The 16,959-nt window shown below is 64.5% G+C and carries 15 protein-coding genes; 5 read left to right on the top strand and 10 right to left on the bottom strand.

Annotation, left to right across the window (positions count from 1 at the left end):
* Positions 1 to 621 (top strand): GntR family transcriptional regulator, encoded by a 621-nt coding sequence (locus tag CH296_RS07010; protein ID WP_032396563.1) that lies wholly within the window; start codon positions 1 to 3, stop codon positions 619 to 621.
* A gap of 7 nt (positions 622 to 628) precedes the next feature.
* On the opposite strand, the gene CH296_RS07005 is transcribed toward CH296_RS07010, so the two are convergent.
* The 10 genes from CH296_RS07005 to CH296_RS06960 form a co-directional block, all read right to left on the bottom strand.
* Positions 629 to 1,663, bottom strand: a complete 1,035-nt coding sequence (locus CH296_RS07005) for a hypothetical protein (protein ID WP_256980367.1) — start codon at positions 1,661 to 1,663, stop codon at positions 629 to 631.
* A 1-nt stretch (position 1,664) separates the two neighbouring features.
* Positions 1,665 to 2,774 carry a glycosyltransferase family 4 protein gene (locus CH296_RS07000; protein ID WP_094645998.1) on the bottom strand — a complete coding sequence of 370 codons (1,110 nt, stop codon included), beginning with the start codon at positions 2,772 to 2,774 and terminating at the stop codon, positions 1,665 to 1,667.
* Positions 2,771 to 3,931: a lipopolysaccharide biosynthesis protein gene (locus CH296_RS06995; protein ID WP_032396561.1), complete on the bottom strand. Its 1,161-nt coding sequence runs from the start codon at positions 3,929 to 3,931 to the stop codon at positions 2,771 to 2,773. Before CH296_RS06995 ends, CH296_RS07000 begins: the two co-directional genes overlap by 4 nt.
* Before the next feature lie 30 nt (positions 3,932 to 3,961).
* Positions 3,962 to 5,029 (bottom strand): glycosyltransferase, encoded by a 1,068-nt coding sequence (locus tag CH296_RS06990; protein ID WP_256980366.1) that lies wholly within the window; start codon positions 5,027 to 5,029, stop codon positions 3,962 to 3,964.
* Positions 5,029 to 5,646 carry an acyltransferase gene (locus tag CH296_RS06985; protein ID WP_032396559.1) on the bottom strand — a complete coding sequence of 206 codons (618 nt, stop codon included), beginning with the start codon at positions 5,644 to 5,646 and terminating at the stop codon, positions 5,029 to 5,031. Before CH296_RS06985 ends, CH296_RS06990 begins: the two co-directional genes overlap by 1 nt.
* Positions 5,643 to 6,617 (bottom strand): GDP-mannose 4,6-dehydratase, encoded by a 975-nt coding sequence (locus CH296_RS06980; protein ID WP_256980365.1) that lies wholly within the window; start codon positions 6,615 to 6,617, stop codon positions 5,643 to 5,645. The genes CH296_RS06985 and CH296_RS06980 overlap by 4 nt, the downstream gene beginning before the upstream one ends.
* Positions 6,614 to 7,609: a GDP-mannose 4,6-dehydratase gene (locus CH296_RS06975; RefSeq protein WP_032396558.1), complete on the bottom strand. Its 996-nt coding sequence runs from the start codon at positions 7,607 to 7,609 to the stop codon at positions 6,614 to 6,616. Before CH296_RS06975 ends, CH296_RS06980 begins: the two co-directional genes overlap by 4 nt.
* Positions 7,606 to 8,739 (bottom strand): glycosyltransferase, encoded by a 1,134-nt coding sequence (locus tag CH296_RS06970; RefSeq protein ID WP_094684362.1) that lies wholly within the window; start codon positions 8,737 to 8,739, stop codon positions 7,606 to 7,608. Before CH296_RS06970 ends, CH296_RS06975 begins: the two co-directional genes overlap by 4 nt.
* Before the next feature lie 427 nt (positions 8,740 to 9,166).
* Positions 9,167 to 10,660 (bottom strand): glycoside hydrolase family 5 protein, encoded by a 1,494-nt coding sequence (locus CH296_RS06965; protein ID WP_256980364.1) that lies wholly within the window; start codon positions 10,658 to 10,660, stop codon positions 9,167 to 9,169.
* 138 nt (positions 10,661 to 10,798) lie between these two features.
* Positions 10,799 to 12,220 carry an O-antigen ligase gene (locus CH296_RS06960; RefSeq protein WP_256980363.1) on the bottom strand — a complete coding sequence of 474 codons (1,422 nt, stop codon included), beginning with the start codon at positions 12,218 to 12,220 and terminating at the stop codon, positions 10,799 to 10,801.
* A gap of 110 nt (positions 12,221 to 12,330) precedes the next feature.
* Between CH296_RS06960 and CH296_RS06955 the strand changes: the two genes are divergently transcribed.
* Genes CH296_RS06955 through CH296_RS06940 form a run of 4 tightly spaced genes read left to right on the top strand, consistent with a single transcriptional unit; the run spans position 12,331 to position 16,950 of the window.
* Complete coding sequence (locus CH296_RS06955) at positions 12,331 to 13,791, top strand: polysaccharide biosynthesis tyrosine autokinase (RefSeq protein ID WP_094645995.1); 1,461 nt, start codon at positions 12,331 to 12,333, stop codon at positions 13,789 to 13,791.
* Between the two features lie 5 nt (positions 13,792 to 13,796).
* A complete protein-coding gene (locus CH296_RS06950) occupies positions 13,797 to 15,041 on the top strand; it encodes a S9 family peptidase (protein ID WP_094684361.1) in 1,245 nt (414 codons plus the stop codon).
* Positions 15,038 to 15,715, top strand: a complete 678-nt coding sequence (locus CH296_RS06945) for a YveK family protein (protein WP_094684360.1) — start codon at positions 15,038 to 15,040, stop codon at positions 15,713 to 15,715. The genes CH296_RS06950 and CH296_RS06945 overlap by 4 nt, the downstream gene beginning before the upstream one ends.
* Positions 15,712 to 16,950: a lipase family protein gene (locus CH296_RS06940; protein ID WP_256980362.1), complete on the top strand. Its 1,239-nt coding sequence runs from the start codon at positions 15,712 to 15,714 to the stop codon at positions 16,948 to 16,950. Before CH296_RS06945 ends, CH296_RS06940 begins: the two co-directional genes overlap by 4 nt.
* The last annotated feature ends 9 nt before the right edge of the window (positions 16,951 to 16,959 follow it).

The raw sequence follows: 16,959 nt of genomic DNA, 5'->3' as shown, positions 1-16,959 counted from the left end.
GTGTCCGAGCTGAGCGACAAGATCCTGGACCTGCTCGTCTCGGGTCTGTACAGCCCGGGCGAGAAGCTGAACGAGGCCGAACTCGCCGGGCGGCTCGGCGTCAGCCGGACTCCGGTGCGTGAAGCGCTTCTCACTCTGGCCACCACGGGCGTGGTCACGGTGGAGAAGAACAAGGGGGCCAGGGTCACCGAGTTCACCCGCGAGACGGTCGAGGCGATCTACTCGTCTCGGTCGCTCCTGGAACCGCACGCCGCCAAGCTTGCCACGGGCCATTTCTCGGTCGAGGAACTGGCGGAGCTACGTCGTACGGCGCAGCGGATGCACGACATCGTCGTCGAGGCCGAGGACCTGCCGGAGATCGCGCGTCTGAACAACGCCTTCCACACTGCCGTGCTGTCGAAGTGTCCGAACGCGCGAATGGCGGAGATGGCCATCGCGTTGCTCAAACCTCTTGTTGCAGCACGAACTTTTCGCAAGTACAGCGCCAAGGAGATCTCGCGCAGCGCAGCACATCACCTCGAGATCGTCGACGCGTTGGAATGCGAGGACGCCGAGTGGGTGGAGGCCATCATGCGTGCACACATTCGCGCCGGCTGTCACAGCGCGACCGCAGAAGACTGATCGTCCGCTACGAACCCCGCACCACGTCGTAGGCCGGCTTGGCGCTGAAGTCACTGCGGAGCAGTCCGTAGTTCTGTTCGGTGTCGGCGAGGTTGGTTCCTGAGTCCCGCAGGGAGTGCACGAACACCGGGCCGACGTAGGGGAGCGACGACGCCTTGGCCAGGCTCGAGCCGATGATGGCGGCCTGCAGATCCTCGGGAACAGCTCCCGCGCCGGTGCCGGTGGGTGCGCCGAGCTCGGTGATCCAGATCTTCTTGCCGCCGTCTCCGTTGGCTGCCATCGTGCCGTAGGCCTGATCCACCTGTGCCCATTGGCCGTTGGGGTCGTTCTCGACGGTGAAGGGGAAGGTGTAGGGGTGCATGGCGACGGCGTCCATGAATCCGGCTGCTCCGGCGGCGTACATCTGCTGCAGGAAGGTCACCGGCGCGACGGTCCAGGCTCCGGCGTTGATGGTGGTCGCCAGTCCGGCGCTCAGCACGGTGGCTCCGGCGTCGGCGTTGTGGATCGCGGGGTAGGCCGCGCGCAGCATGTTCGTGTAGCGGACTGCATCGACGGGTGCGAAGAAGGTGGGGATGTTGGGCTCGTTCCACACCTCGTAGTGGTCGACGCGATCACCGAGGTGCGCAGCGGCTGCGCCGGCGAATGCGCCGAAGGTGTTGGGATCGAGCGGAACTGCGCCGGGAAGTGGTGAGGCGATGCCGCCCTGCGCCCATCCGGGGGTTCCGCCCAGCACGGCCAGTACGAAATAGCCCTGCGCTCTCGCGGCGTTGATCACGCGATCGGTGTTGCCCCAGTCGAAGACTCCCGGGGCCGTCTCGATTGCGGCCCAGTTCACGACCACCCGTACCCACGAGGCACCGATGTCGCGTCCTGCACCGAGTTCGTTGTTCAGCGTGGCGTCGTCGAGCGTCAGAAACGGTGCGCCACCGGTGAAGCCCAGGTCGGCCGGGGCCGCCTGCGCGACGGGCGAGGAGAGTCCGACAGCGATCGCGGCGGCTGCGGCAACGGTGAGCAGGCGTGAGCGGAAGGTCATGGCGGTCATCCTAAGTGCTCGTCAACGGGGCGCTGATCAGTGCTTCGACGGTCGAATGGGGCACACGGTCGTTCCACCGCGCGGTGTTCAGCTCGTAGATTCGCTCCCCCGCTTTGACGGCGGCGGTGCGGTCGAGCAGGTAGCGGCGGCATTCGGCGACGAACTGCTCCTTGTCGTCGAACGTGGGCAGCTCGAAGATCGAATCCAGTGATCCGACGGCGGCCGAGGTACCGACGACGGGAAGTCCCTTGCTGGCTGCGTCGAGGATCTTGACGCGCACGCCGCCGCCGGTGGCGACCGGGGCGATCAGTGCCCGGCAGGTGCCGAGGAATTCCTGCAGATCGTCGACGAAGCCGAGATCGCGAACGCCGGCGGGGTAGACGGGATCCTTGGCACCGGGAGCCTTGGCACCGATGATGCACAGTTCGGCACCCTCGATTCCCGCCGAGATCGCCGGCCAGTACTCGAGCGCGATCTTGAAGGCCTCCTGGTTCGGTGGCCAATCGCGAGTCCCCATGAACACCAAGCGCTTCGCGGTCTGGGACAGGTCGAGTTGCGGCGCGGGTTCGAGGGTGAGGTCGATCCACCGAGCGTCGCGGACTCCGTTGTCTCGGTACATCTGGGCCTCGTCGGCGTCGTAGGTCCCGACGGCATGGGCCGCGCGGGCGACGCGGATTTCGTCCCGCAGGATGCGGGGTGCCTCGATACGGCCGATCAGTCCACGGGTCACCTTCCACACCTGCGATTCGGTGTTGACGGTGTTGATCGCGAACGGTGACCCCATCTTGGCCGAGCGGAGGAACGATTCGGCCATGTAACTGTGTTCGGCCACATACACATCGGAGGTGGATGCGTCGATGGCGTCGCGGAAGGCGTCGACGTCGTAGCGTCCGTGTACCACCGAGCGCGTCGGCCGCACCGACTTCAGGAGCAGAGCGACGTCGACGGTCGGCTTGGGGACGCGCACCACGTCGGGGACGACGTCGGTCTCCTTGGACAGGCAGATCGATCGCACCTCGAACGCCTCACGGGCGAGCTGCATCATCAAACGGGACAGTGCGATGTCGCCGCCGTGTTCGGTGACGGGGTCCTTGGACAGCAGGAACGTCGCGCGTCTCATTGCGGCACCTCTTCTTTCACCGAATTGTCTTTCACCGCAGTGCGGTACAGGGCGCGCATGAACCAGACGAGCAGTACGGCGTCGGTGATCACCGAGGCGACGGCTGCGCCGACGGCACCGAACGGGAACAGACACAGGACGAGGACCATTTTCAACGGTGCCAGGGTTGCGGCCGCCAGCACTCGCGTGCGGTCGCGGTGCTGGAGGTAGAGCACGGTGGTGAACACGTGATTCATCACCCGCATCACCACGAACAGCGACATCACCACCAGAGCGCCCGCGATCTGATCCGACGCGGGCGTGAAGAAGAGCAGGAGGCCGGCCACCAGCAGCAGTGAGCCGGCGGCGGTGCCGAGAGCCGCGGTGTGCTTCAAGGCCGGTCCGGCGCTGACGAGTCCATCTGCTGCACGCAGCTTTTCGTGGAATGTGTTGCCGAAGGCCTGTCCGATGAAGGCCACCGCCCAGGCGGTCACCGCGGCAACGGAGTAGTAGCCGGCGATGGTGGAATCGGTGAGGAAGCCGAGCAGCAGCACGTCGCCTTGGATGTAGACCGCGTTGGCGAGGTTCTCCGAGAACAGCATCGACATCTCGCGCCACGAGCCGGGAACGCGCGGCGCGGCTACCCGGGCCTGCAGGGCTGCGAGCAGTGCGATCACGAAATACGGTGCGGCGTAGAGCAGGCTGGCGATTGTCAACGTGGGGTCGGGAACGGCGAACAAGTACGCCGTCGCCAGCGCGATGGACGTTGCCTGCCTCGTGGTGTCCAGTCGTTGTGTGAGGTCGGGACGGCCGTCGCGCAGTGCCCTGCTCTTGTATGCGTTGAAGACCAGCTCGCCACCGCCGATGACGAGGGCGAACCAGGCGATGTAACTGACCTGTACCAGACACAGCCCAGCGACGACGAGCACGGCACCGACGAGTACGCGGGTAGTGCGCTCGCCCAGGAAATCGCGTTCGGTCACGCGAATCGAGCGCACGGTGAACGGATGATCCAGTGGCGCAGCCAGAATCGCGGCGAGGGCGAAGGCCATCGCGTACTGGCCGTAATCGGAGATCCCCAGCTTGGCGATCAGCGCGACGGTCCACAGCAGGCCGATGCCGCGGCCGCCGTAGGTCCACAGGGCCGCGATCCCGGCCTTTATCAGGTTGCCGTTCATTCGCACCACCGCATCATCGAAACCACCGCATCATTTGGACCACACAGCCACGAAGTTCTGAGCCACCATGTCGGGGGAGTTGGCGCGGCGCAGGGTCTCCACTTCTCGGCGCAGCCTCGTCAGTGCCGCCCGATCGGTGACCAGGGCTGCGGTGGCGTCGGCGATCTCGTTCGTTCCACCCGCGACGACCAGTGCACCGCCGTCGGTTTCGGACAGTGCGCCTTCCTGAAGGCACACCACCGGGGTCTGATAAGCGATGGCGCGACTGACCGAACCGGAGGCGGGGAAGGCGTCACCGTAGATGGATCGTTTGCCGTAGGGCACCACGAGTGCACGGATGGAATCGAAGAACGCGTCCTCGTCCGGTCCGTTGACCTCACCGAGGATCTCGACGCCGTCGACGGGGTCGAGTAGTTCGGTTCCGCGGCCGGCGATGCGAATGGCGATGTCGTTCGGCACACGATCCCGGAGCTGCTGGAGCTGGTCGAATCCTTTTCCGCGGTAGACGAATCCGAACAGGCCGACGGCCAGGGGACGATCCTCGGCGGGGGTGATGTCGGGGCGCTCGGGAACGAAGTGCATCACGGCCTCGGCCGTCACTTCGGGGTAGCTACGCTCGAGGGAGTCGGCACCGGAACGGGTGAGCGCGAACAGCGTCCGGCTGCCCACCACGGTGCGCTCGAGGCGACGCCAGGCCGCTCGAAGTGGGTAGTGCAGGCCGTGATTGAGGACCTTCTTGCCCGCGAGGAACTTGGTGCGGGCGGGCCACCAGACGATTCCGGGTGGGTCGTGCACCGTCGCGGTCACCATCGGGTTGCCGGTGAGCCGAGCTGTGGCCCAGAACGGCATCACCGAGCCGCCGCTGAGTTCGCAGTGCACGATGACACGGCCCGGATCGGCGTCGACGAGCTCCTGAATCGCTTTGCGGTGCCGCACGATATCGCGCACCGAGTGAGATCCGGGTCCGTCGTGGCGGTACTCGATCACCTCGGCGAAGTGTGGCCGCACGGCGTCGGCGAAGTCGTCGGCGTAGTCGCCCACGCCGCCGACCCCGGATCGCGGGGCGACGTAGACGAGTCGGCAGTCACGCAGGATCATCAGTAGAACAGCGGCCGATACTTGGGGCGGTAGGCCAGCGCCTTCGGGTCACGCATCGCTCGCACCTTCGCGGGCACTCCGGCAACCACTTCGAGTTCGCCGACGTCTCCGCGCACCATCGAGCAACCACCGACGACGGCGCCGCGACCGAGGGTCACCCCGCTGAGAAGGGTACTGCGGCTGGCGATCCAGACGTAGTCATTGATGACGCAGGGTTCGAGGATCGGAGTGAATTCAGGTGAGTTGTGATCGTGGTAGCCGGCGATGATGTGTGTATCGCTGGCGATGACGACGTTGCTGCCGATCGTGATTCCGCCGCGGGCGTCGAGCATGCAGCGGAAACCGATGGAGCAGGCGTCGCCGATGGTCAGGCCCTCGGGGTCGAGGACGGTGGTGCCGCGGAAGATCGAGACGTCCTTGCCGATCGTCGCCCCGAACGCACGCAGGAAGTTCTGCCGAATCCAGTGCGACGGGATGAAGGTGACGATCATGTTGAAGCCGAGGGTGCCGATACGGTTGCGCAGCTTCCGCTTGAACGTGATGTCCTGCATCTTGTAGTTCGACACGTCGTAGATCTCGGGCTCCGCTTCGCCCACAGGCCGTTCCACCGCTGTCATGCTGCCATCTCCTCGGTCATGTCGAATTGGACCATCGCGTCGACGATCTGGTCGAAATCCTTCGTCGGTGCCCAGCCCAACAGATCACGGGCTTTGGTGGCGTCACCGACCATTCTTGCCGAGTCGGCGGGCCTGAGCATCTCGGAATCGCTGCGCACGTAGTCACGCCAGTTCTCGATACCTACGGCTGCGAAGGCGGCGGCCACGAAGTCGGCGACGCTGTGAGCCTGTCCGGTGGCGACCACGAAGTCGTCACCCTTTCCGTAGTCGGCCATGGCGGCGATCGCATCCACGTAGTCCGGGGCCCAGCCCCAATCGCGTTCCGCGGTGAGGTTGCCGAGCTCGAGCGTGTCGAGGGTGCCCCGGGTGATGGCGACGGCGGCCTTGGTGATCTTGCGGGTCACGAAGGTCTCCGGTCGCCTGGGCGACTCGTGGTTGAACAGGATGGCGTTGGTGGCTTCGAGTCCTCGGGCTCGGTAGACCTGGACCATGTTGTGACTGAGTGCCTTCGACACCCCGTAGGGGGAGGTGGGCGCAACGCGCGTTTCCTCGTTCTGCAATGGCACCCCGGAGCCGGCGAAGATCTCGGCACTGGATGCGTTGACCAGCACGATGCGTTTACCCGATGCTTCCTGCTCGGTGTAGCAGGCATCGAGCAGTGCCGCAGCGGAGAGCCCGTTGACCTGAGTGGTCAGGACCGGGTCGTTCCACGATCGCCACACCGAGGAGATCCCGGCGAGGTGAAAAACGTAGTCGGGCTGCACTTCGTGGATCAGCACCTGGGCGACACCCGGCTTGCTGATATCGACGCGGTGCTGCTCGACGTGGACGTTCACCGTCCCGTCGTTCCCGCCGGGCTTGGCCACACCGTGGAGGGTCCAACCGCGCTCGAGCAACAGATCGGCGAGGTAGCTGCCGTCCTGGCCGGCCACTCCGGTGATCAGCGCAGTCGGGGTATGTCCGGCACTCACGCGATCTTGACGGTGTCGGGCGATTGTTCGACGAGGTCGTTCTGAACCATCATCGTAACCAATTCGGGGAAGCCGACTTTCGGCTTCCAACCGAGTGCGGCATGGGCTTTGGCCGAGTCGCCGACGAGGAGGTCGACCTCCGCGGGCCGGAAGAAGCGGGGATCGATCTTGACGTAGGGCTCCCAGTCGTCGATGTCGACTGCGGCGAACGCGTGGTCGAGGAGTTCACGAATCGAGTGGGTTTCCCCGGTGGAGATCACGTAGTCGTCGGCGTCGTCCTGTTGCAGCATCAACCACATGGCTTCGACGTAGTCGCCGGCGAAGCCCCAGTCGCGCTTTGCGTCGAGATTGCCGAGCGAGAGCTCGCTCTGCAGCCCCAGTGCGATGCGCGCGACGGCCTGGGACACCTTGCGTGTGACGAATTCCGGTCCACGACGAGGTGATTCGTGGTTGAACAGAATTCCGGAGCTGGCGTGCATGCCGTAGGACTCACGGTAGTTGATGGTCATGTAGTGGCCGTAGACCTTGGCGACGCCGTACGGCGAGCGTGGCCAGAGCAGTGTTTCCTCGCGCTGGGGAACCTGCTGGACCTTGCCGAACATCTCCGAGCTCGAGGCCTGGTAGAAGCGAACCTGCTTGCCCGCTACCTGCTCGTAGAGCCGGGTGGATTCGAGCATGTTCAGCACTCCGCCGCCGGTGACGTCGGTGGTGAGACGTGCGTTCTCCCAGGAGTACGCCACGAAGGAGACGGCTCCCAGGTTGTAGACCTCGTCGGGGTCGGCTACGGCGAAGGCGCGCATCAGCGCCGAGAGATCCAGAAGGTCGCCGTGCAACACCTCTACCTGAGGCAGCACCTGCTCGATCATCGCTGCCTTCGGATTGTTCTGTCCCCGTAGCAGACCGAACACTTTGTAGCCCTTGCTCAGTAGCAGTTCGGCAAGGTACAGGCCGTCCTGCCCGGTGATGCCGGTGATCAGTGCGCGCTTGGTCATCGCGACGCCGTCCTCTCCATATGTCCTGCATGAATGTCTGTCACTGCGGCGTCCAACTCGGCTGCGAAGCGTTCTTCGCTGAACTGCTCCATGTGGTTCTGGATCTTCGACGGCTCCCAGTGCGTGCGTTCCAGGGCGTCGACCGCGTTGGCGATCGAATCCGGCTGGGGCTCATCGAAGTACACACCGGTCACGCCCTCGTCGACGGTGTCGAGGAAGCCGCCCCAGCGCAACACTGCGCTGGGCTTGCCGTGATGACCCGCTTCGATGGGGGTCAATCCGTAATCTTCATAGCTTGCAGCGATCAAACCGTTACAGCCCTGGTAGAGCCAGGTCATCTGTCCCGAGGTCAGGTCACTGAGCATGAGGACGTTGTCGGACTTGAGCTTTCGCAATCGATCGGCCTCCGGGCCGCGCCCGACGACGATCAGCTTGCGATCGGTGTCGGCGAAGGCCGCCATCACCTTGTCGACGTTCTTGTACGGAAGCAGGCGGGAGATGCACAGGTAGTAGCCGTCTGCGCCCAGCCACGCGGCAGCGTCGGGTATCGATTCGGCAGGCGCTGTCTCGACGGTGAACGGTGCGGGTACAACGGTCGACGAGATGCCGTACGCGTCGCTGATGCGCTGCTGCACCACCGTGGAGATGGCGAGGTAACGGTCTGCCGAGAAGGCCGCCCGTCGATCCCACTGGCGAAGCGGATACGAAAGCGTCTTGAGGGCAACACGTTTGACGGGGCTGCGACTTTCCCCCAGGTACATCTGCGATTCGTACAACCAACGCGCAGGTGAATAGCAGTAGACGAGTTTGCGTCCTGAGGTGTGAAAGCCGTGTGCCCAACCGCTGGTACTGGTGAGCACCACGTCGGCGTCGATCTCGATCGAGGAGGATGCGAACGGGAGCAACGGGAGCGCGGCACGGTGGTTCTTGCGTAGGAAGCCGATTCGGTTCAAGGACGACGGGCGTACGTCGAGATCGGAGAACTCGGGGAATGTCGTCGACGGCTCGAAGAGCGTGGTGTAGATGGGTGCGTCGGGGAAGGCGCGGGCCATGGCCAGGACGACCTTCTCGGCACCACCGCGCTGGGTGAGGTAGTCGTGCGCAATGGCCACGCGGAGGCGGTCGGTCATGCTGCCGCCGCGTCATGGAGCAGTGAACCCGGCTGCAACACAGAAACATCGGTCTTCATGAGCTACCCATCGTGTCGGTCCGTACTCGAATGGAGCTGGGGCTTCCCGCACGCCGAATAGCGCCCCGTAGTGCGCCGATGCACAACAAGAGCGTCGAATAGCTGGCGTCCCCCGACGAGACGTGCGAACACTGGACATAATCCTGCCACGAAGAGTCATTCGTTCGCTGTATATGAATATCCGTTTCGGGGACAAATAGATAGCGCTAAGTGAGGTGGTTCACAAGGCAAAATAGATTTACAGAGAACGGAAACCGTGCCTTTGCGCAGAGTTAACGTGGCCGCAACGAAGTCACCGAGAAATGGCAGCACGAATCGAAAGAAAAGGTCCGCGCGGTTTGTGAATTATCGATCAGATGTGTGTGAATTCAACGAGTGACGGTGGTGCCGACCCACGGTGCCCACGTGATCGCGCCGTACTGGAACGTCACCCGCACGCCGCCGCCGTACTGCGGCACCTCGTCACTGGTTGCCGGCCCGAGAGTGGGATCCCAGGCGCTGAAGATGCCACCACCGATGTTGTGGGTGCCGCCGATGGCGGTGGAGAACACCCTGAGGCCGTAGGGGCTGTCGAAGTCCTGGTAGGTGCCGTTGAACGGCGTGGTGGGCAAGAAGCCCGTGTAGCGCACCGCTTCTGCGACCGCGCGGGGAACTCCGACGAATCCGTTGGGCATCTCGTACACGACGGCATCCTGGCGGTACTGCGCCCAGGTGTCTCGGACGGGGAACACCGGCCCCAGAACGGCACCGAAGTTGTTGGGTGCCGCGGCGAAGCGGTTGTACTCGGCGGTCCGTGGGATGTTGTTCTGCAACAGACTCATCAGTGCCCACAACGCAGGCTTGGCCGACCAATCGGTGCGCAACAGTCCGAAGGTCATCTCCGGGTCGTTGCTGCCGGTCTGCTTGTCACGGAGCTGATAGAGGAAGATCGGGCCGGTGTAGGGCAGCTCGCGCCACTTGGTGACGAAGTCGGTGATCATCGCGCTCTGCTGATCCTCGGACGCCACCGATGTCGGCACGCCGTACTCGGTGGCCCAGATCTTCTTGCTGCCGTCGCCGTTGGCGACCATGGCCGTCCGCATGTCCATGACCTGCCGGGCCGGTGAGTGGTCGACGTACGGTCCTTCGGAGAACTTCAGGGAGTACTGGTACGGGTGGTAGGAGAGGGCGTCGAAATACCCTGCGGCACCGGCAGCGTACATCTGGTTGGTGAAATCGACGGGGTTGATGATTCCCCATGCCTGTTCGGCCGCGCCCAGGACGCCACCGACGACGGTGGCGGCCGAGTCGGCTGCTTTGATCTTGGGATACGCGGCCTTGAGCAGCGCGGTGTAGCCGGCGGGGTCGGGTTCCGGTGCGTAGAACATCGCCCCGTTGGGCTCGTTCCAGATCTCGTAGTCGGCCACCTTTCCCTTGTATCGAGCCGCGACTTGTCCGGCGAAGGTGCCGAATGCCGCAGGCGATGCCGGTCGGGTGTTGATCGGTTGGTTCACGGGCGAGGTCGCCCAGGCCGGGGTGTAGGCGATGATGCCGAGCATCGAGATGTTCGCCGCGCGCAGCTTGTTCACGACCCGGTCGACGGGCGCCCAGTTCTGTTGATTCTGGGTGGGTTCGACGGTCGACCACGGGATGGCGATGCGCATCGACTTCACGCCCATGGCGGTCACGAACTGCACGGTCGTATCGAGTTCGGCGTCGGTGGCCCAGAGCAGTCCGCCGCCGTCGGAGAGTCCGACACCGGGCGGGTTCGGGGCCGCCTCGGCACGTGATTGGGAGCCGACGAGGTGGTCGGGTGAAAGGAGAACGGACGTCGTTCCGAAAGCGAGCCCGACAGCGACGACCACTACGGTTGTCGCTGACATTATTGTGCGAAAGCCACCGCGAAAGTGAACCATCATCATTCTCTCCACCAGGGGGTCCGTACCAATCGACGGGCCGGTGCGGTGAATCATTGCACTACGAACGCAGCTTTGTACAAATCACAAGAATTGGCGCGATTTTTATGAAACTGCTGGTCGAGTACTGTCCGGTGAAAGCAAGCTTTTCGTTTCGGAACTCTCGGAGTTCTCGCCGTCGAGATCGGTTTCGGACGCCTTTTCCCATGCGTGGACGAGAAAGGCGTACATGACCGAAAACGCCATCGTCGTGGCCGGGATGGTGACCACCGGGAAGTCGAGCTGCAGTGCCACGACGGAGAAGCCGATCATTCCGCCGCCGTAGAACCCGTACTCCCACTGCCGAGCGCGGAGCAGTTTGTAGCCCACTATCGCGATGACGACGAGTATCGCGACGAAGGCGATTCCGGCGACGAGACCCCCGCGGTAGATGGTCAGCAGGGGAGTGTTGGCAACGTAGTTGACTTCGAAAGCGACCGTGGGGTCTTTGAATTCTGCACGGCCCCAGCCGAGTCCGAACATCCAGTGGCCTTGCATGTGACCGGGGAATTCCACGAGGGCGTCACCGCGTGCACTCGAGCCCGCGTCTTCGTTGCCGAACGAGGAGAAGACGCGATTGCGGACGGTGGGTACGGCGATGGCACCGACGAAGGCGGCCGCGAACGCGCCGACGATGGCGAGGCGTTCGCGGGTGCGTAGCTGCTGGAACACCAGCATCAACACCACGCCGAACACCACCGAGAACAGTGCGGCCCGCGAGAGCGTCAACACGATCGACAGGAACAGCAGGGCCGCAAGGGCTGTGCGCAGATAGCCGCGCAAGAGCAGCACGCACAGCATCAGTGCCAGCACGAATCCGATTCCGGCTGCGTTGGGGTCGACGTACGTGCCTGCCAATCGGACGGTTGCGGCTCCGGTGCTGCTGTAGACGAAGCGAGTGCTTTCCTCCTCGCTGCCGTAGCCGAATATCGACAGATAGCGGATGAGTTTCCCGGCGGGGTCGACGGCGAAGATCACCAGGGCGAAAGCGGCTGCGGCCGAGGCTGCGTAGACGTAGATGCGCCCGAACAATGCCAATTCGTCACGCTGCATTCTCAACAGGCAGACGACTACGAGTGTGGAAACGAGCCATTGACCGAATTCGACGTAGTCGGCCAGAGCGCCACTCGTCGCGAATATCGACAACGCGGACGCAGCGATGAGCGCAATCATGGGCAGTTCCGGCCATGTGATGCGGCTCACGGCTGTGCGGTGGATCACAGTGGCGAGAACGACCGCGATACCCAACGCGAAAACCAACGGAGCGTGAACACCGGGTACGTATCCGAACGGCAACGCACCGAGTGAAAATGCAAGAGCGCGAGACAGATACAGCGGATGACGTAGGCCGATGTACGCTCCCACAGTCAGCACGACGAGGGCGAACGCCCCCAATTTCGCTGGAGTTCCGCCGACGATCATGGCGAATGTAACGAAAACGGGAACGATCACGATGGCTGCCGCACCGGCTCGTTGCGTGATGCTCATAGGCTCTGATGTTGTCACGCTTTCATGCACTCGCAACATCTACGCCGTGCCGAATCGTTCGCTGCGCTTTATTCTTTCCCCTTGACCGATGTCATTCGATAGGAGCACTCGTGGAGATTCGAGAGTACGGGCGAATTCTTCGCGCGGGTTGGTGGATCGTTGCGCTCGCGACGGTCATCGGCATCGCCGGAGGCTGGGCCTACACGTTCTTCACGACGCCGCAGTATCAGGCGTGCGCCCGTCTGTTCGTCACCACGGAGGGCGGCAGCTCGGTCGGTGAGGCGTACCAGAACAACCTGTTCTCACAGGAACGCGTGACGTCCTACGCCGGATTGGCAACCAGCACACAGGTTGCGCAACGCGCGATAGATCAATTGCAGCTGCAGATGTCCCCGGACGAACTGCGTTCGCGTGTCACTGCGACCCCCATCGAGAAGACGGTGCTGCTCGATCTCTGCGCCACCGATCCCGATCCGGCGGTCGCTCAGGTGTTGACCAACGCGGTGGCCGGTCAGCTGACCCAGTTGGTACAGGAACTGGAAACCTCTCAGCGCGGCGGCAGTCCGGCAGCCGGCGCCACCGTCGTCGATCAGGGTGATGTACCGACCTCGCCGATCGGCATGGGCTTGACCACTGTCCTCGGCCTCGGTGCTGCCATCGGCTTCGTGCTCGGCATCGCACTCGCGTTGCTTCGCGGTCTGCTGGATCGTTCGATTCGGGACAGGCCACGCGCAGAGGAGATTTCGGGTCGCGTCGTCCTCGGCGGCCTTCCGATCGACGCGACGCGACCCAAGGCCGCCGTGGCATCGATGCAGAAGATGGGCGAGCCACTCCGCGCTCTGCGCACCAACATTCGCTTTCTCGGCGGGGGCACTCCTCCTCGCGTCATCACCGTCACCAGTGCGGCCGCGGGCGAAGGACGCACCAGCACGGCCATCGACCTCTCGGCCGTTCTCGCCGAGGCGGGGCACCGGGTGCTTCTCGTCGGCGGCGATCTTCGCAGCGCAACCCTGGGCACCCGGCTGGGAATCGACCAGAGCAGCGGCCTGTCGACGGTGCTCTCGGGCGAGCACAGCATCGAGGATGCCATCCAGGACGATGTGTTCGGCGGTGTCTCGGTGCTGCCCTCGGGTCCGGTGCCGCCGAATCCGAGTGAGTTGCTCGGGTCGGACCGCGCTCAGGAGCTACTCGAGTCGCTGCGCGGCGAGTACCGCTACGTCATCGTCGATACCCCACCTCTGCTCCAGGTCACCGACGGCGCGATTCTCACCGCATTGTCCGACGGCACACTGGTTCTCGCGCGTACCGGCCGCACGACGCGCGAGAAGCTGAGGCGTGCGATCAAGGTGCTCGACGGGGTCGGGGCCACCGTGCTCGGCGTCGTGACCACCTTCGAGCCAGCAGCCCGACGCCTCCTCGGTGGCAGCGCGACGCCTACCGAGAGTGCCGCCGAGACTCCTGCTTCCGCAGAACCGTTCACTGCACCGTCCTCGGCACCTGCCCATTCCACATCGGTCAGGCCGAAGCCGGCGCAGAGCGATACCGCGACCTCCTCGGCGAGCAGAGGATAGTTTCGATGCCAGGTAGGTTCGCGGCACAGGTCGGCGTCGTGCTGACCGCCGCCGCGGTGCTGGTCTCCTGTTCTCAGCAGCCGTCGGTCGTTCTTCCGCCCAACGCGCCAACGGCTCCGGTCACCGCCGAGGCTCCGGCCTCGGAGCCGCCTCCGCCGTCGAATGTCGGTGGCACAGCTCCCGGTTCGCTGATCTCGGCCGAGCCGATCGAGGACATTGCGACCGACATCACCGAGCTCGGTGCCACCGCTACTCGGGTGGTGTATCGGTCGACCTCGGGTGTCACCGGTTCACCGACCGAGGTCTCGGGAACCGTCATCGTTCCGGCCGGTACTGCGCCCGATGGTGGTTGGCCCATCGTGTCGTTCGGCCACGGCACCACGGGGGTACTCAATGCCTGTGGGCCCTCGTTGTACGCGAACCTGCTCGGCAATGCTCCTATCGTGGCCGCTCTGGCCCTGAACGGGTTCGCGGTGGCGATGACCGACTATCAGGGTCTCGGTATGGACGGTGACTACCATCCGTACCTGGACTCGAAGACATTCGGCTACAACATGATCGATGCGGTACGAGCGGCCAGGAACTTCATGCCCACGCTCAGCACGCGGTGGGCGGCCTACGGCGTCTCGCTCGGCGGGATGGCCGCATGGGCGGCGAGCGATCGCAACGGTGAGTACGGCGGCGGTCTGGAGCTGGTCGGTACGGCCGCGATGGTGCCGGTGTCGGACATGTCGGGGCTGGCCGACGCGGCCGCGAACGAAACGTTGACTCGTGCTCAGTACCCCCTGTTGATGTACGCGCTGCACTCGTTGGCGATCTCGCATCCCGAGATGAACCTGGACGACTACCGGTCCGGTTTCGCGAAGGAGCGTTGGGACGATCTGCTCGAGTGTGTTCCGCCGGGGTCGCTCGATGTCCCGGAACTGCAGACACAGCTCGAGCCCGCCGATCTGAAGCCGGTGAGCGCCGAGGCCACGGATCGGCTACGCGGCTACCTGTCGGATATGGCGCTGCCGCAGCAGGGTTCGACGACACCGCTTCTGGTCATGTACGGCAGCGAGGACGATCTGATCCTCGAACCGTGGACCGAGAAGGCGCTGCAGCGCGCGTGTGACTCCGGAGACCTCGTCGAGTACGAGCTGCATCAGGGCGAGGGGCACGGCAATCTGGACAGCAGCCGATCGCTGCCGTGGGTCAAGGGCATGTTCGCCGGCCAACGCCCGGTCAACACGTGCGAGCTGAACAAATGATCGCCCCGACCGGTGTTCCGACCCTCAAGGACTACGGCCGAATTCTGTTGTCCGGCTGGGCATCGATCCTGGTCGCCGCGGTTCTGTCGGCGGGCGTCGCGTGGTTGGCGACCTATCTCGTCGAGCCCTCGTACACCGCGGTGTCGCGAGTGTTCGTCACCACCCCTGGACCACCGTCGCCCAAGAACTCCCTCGACGGCAACCGAGGAGCGTTGGTTCGTGTCGAGTCGTACGTCGAGCTGGCCACCGGGGAGCAGGTGTTGCGACGCGTCATCGCATCCCAGGACCTGCCCGTCGAGCCCGACGTGCTGAAGCAGGACATCACGGTGGTGCCGAGTCCCGGCTCTGCGTTGATCGACATCTCGGTGGTGAACGCCGATGCCGAGCAGGCACGGGACATCGCCAATTCCGTTGCAGTGCAGCTCATCAAGTTGGTCGGGGAGATCGATCTGGGGGTCGACGGGCCGGTGTCGGTCCTGACTCTGGTGGATGCGGCGACGACGCCGGGTTCGGCCACGACACCGCAGGTCAAGAGCAACGTGATGCTGGGTGCGGGCATGGGGGTCGTGCTCGGTGGCGTACTGGTTCTCGCGCTCGGTATCGCGAGGGATTCGATCGACCATCGCGATCAGGTCGAACATCTGGTCAAGCAGGTCACGGGGGAGAGACGATGACGAACACACGAACGATGCTGCTGCGCAGAGCGGCAACAACAGGTGCGCTGGCGCTGATACTGGTCGCCGCGGGATGTTCATCGGACGATCCGGCGGTCGATCCGCAGTCCGTCGCCGTCGGGGCCACCTTGTCCGCCGATTACAGCGACGACGGCCCCGGTTCGCTCGAGAGTGCGGAAGAGTTGCTCACCGTGGACCGCCGGGTGAGCGCCATCTCCTCCATCGCCGCTCGAGTGGTGTACACGTCGACGTCCGGGATCGACGGGTCCACCCAACGAGTCTCCGGCACCGTCTTCGCCCCGGAAGGCACTGCGCCCGAGGGTGGTTGGCCGATCATCGCCTACGGTCACGGCACCACCGGCGTGTTGAACGATTGCGGGCCGTCGACCGATCCGGAACTGCTCGGAAGCTCACAGATCGTGGCAGCGCTGGTTCGCTCCGGATACGTGGTCGCGGTCTCGGACTACCAGGGTCTCGGTCTGGACGGCACGTATCACCCGTACCTCGATGCGAGGACCGTCGGGAACAACCTGATCGATTCGGTGCGTGCGGCCCGCAAGTTGGTGCCCGATACGTCGACCCGCTGGGCATCGTTCGGTGGTTCGCAGGGTGGTCAGGCAGCCTGGGCGGCAAACGAACTCGCGCGCAGCTACGGAGCGGGACTCGACATGGTCGGGTCGGTCAGTCTGGTGCCGGCAGCAGACATCACCGGCCTGGCGGCCGCAGCCGCCGACGGCACACTCACCGACGACCAGAAGCCGCTTTTGCAGTGGGTGCTCGTGGGCCTGTCGCAGGCCCATCCCGAGCTGGATCTGGACGATTACCGCCGCGGCATCGTCGCCGAGAAGTGGGACGAGCTCTCGGCATGCGGGGGCGTCCTCGCGGCCGACCGTACGTCGCTGGCCGCGCAGATCGGCGACGACGATCTGCGGCCGGCAACGCCGGAGGCCACCGCGGTTCTCGAGGGATACCTGCGGGAGATGAGTCTGCCGAAGTCTCCTGCTGCTGCACCGATGCTGGTGATCTACGGCGGTGAGGACACGTTGATCTCCCAGGCGTGGACCGACACCGCCATCGGTGCCGGCTGCGCCGCAGGCGACACCATTCAGTATGTGCTCCAACCGAATTCCGGTCACGCAGACATCGACGGTGCTGCTGCGTTCGGCTGGCTCGGCGACCGGTTCGCCGGTACCGAGGCCGTCAACTTCTGCCCAGTACCACCACCAGCGCCGTGACCTGAAGAA

It is taken from the genome of Rhodococcus sp. 14-2496-1d, from assembly GCF_002259365.1.
Lineage (GTDB): Bacteria > Actinomycetota > Actinomycetes > Mycobacteriales > Mycobacteriaceae > Rhodococcoides.
Note: the sequence above shows the minus strand (reverse complement) of the source record. Positions and strands in the feature narration are given on the sequence as shown.

Excerpts from the sequence above, each read along its gene's own strand:
- CH296_RS06945 (WP_094684360.1), top strand. The coding sequence starts at position 15,038 with ATGATCGCCCCGACCGGTGTTCCGACCCTCAAGGACTACGGCCGAATT.
- CH296_RS06990 (WP_256980366.1), bottom strand. The coding sequence starts at position 5,029 with ATGATCCTGCGTGACTGCCGACTCGTCTACGTCGCCCCGCGATCCGGG.
- CH296_RS06995 (WP_032396561.1), bottom strand. The coding sequence starts at position 3,931 with ATGAACGGCAACCTGATAAAGGCCGGGATCGCGGCCCTGTGGACCTAC.
- CH296_RS06985 (WP_032396559.1), bottom strand. The coding sequence starts at position 5,646 with ATGACAGCGGTGGAACGGCCTGTGGGCGAAGCGGAGCCCGAGATCTAC.
- CH296_RS06965 (WP_256980364.1), bottom strand. The coding sequence starts at position 10,660 with ATGTCAGCGACAACCGTAGTGGTCGTCGCTGTCGGGCTCGCTTTCGGA.
- CH296_RS07000 (WP_094645998.1), bottom strand. The coding sequence starts at position 2,774 with ATGAGACGCGCGACGTTCCTGCTGTCCAAGGACCCCGTCACCGAACAC.
- CH296_RS07005 (WP_256980367.1), bottom strand. The coding sequence starts at position 1,663 with ATGACCGCCATGACCTTCCGCTCACGCCTGCTCACCGTTGCCGCAGCC.
- CH296_RS06960 (WP_256980363.1), bottom strand. The coding sequence starts at position 12,220 with ATGAGCATCACGCAACGAGCCGGTGCGGCAGCCATCGTGATCGTTCCC.
- CH296_RS06940 (WP_256980362.1), top strand. The coding sequence starts at position 15,712 with ATGACGAACACACGAACGATGCTGCTGCGCAGAGCGGCAACAACAGGT.
- CH296_RS06950 (WP_094684361.1), top strand. The coding sequence starts at position 13,797 with ATGCCAGGTAGGTTCGCGGCACAGGTCGGCGTCGTGCTGACCGCCGCC.
- CH296_RS06975 (WP_032396558.1), bottom strand. The coding sequence starts at position 7,609 with ATGACCAAGCGCGCACTGATCACCGGCATCACCGGGCAGGACGGCCTG.
- CH296_RS06970 (WP_094684362.1), bottom strand. The coding sequence starts at position 8,739 with ATGACCGACCGCCTCCGCGTGGCCATTGCGCACGACTACCTCACCCAG.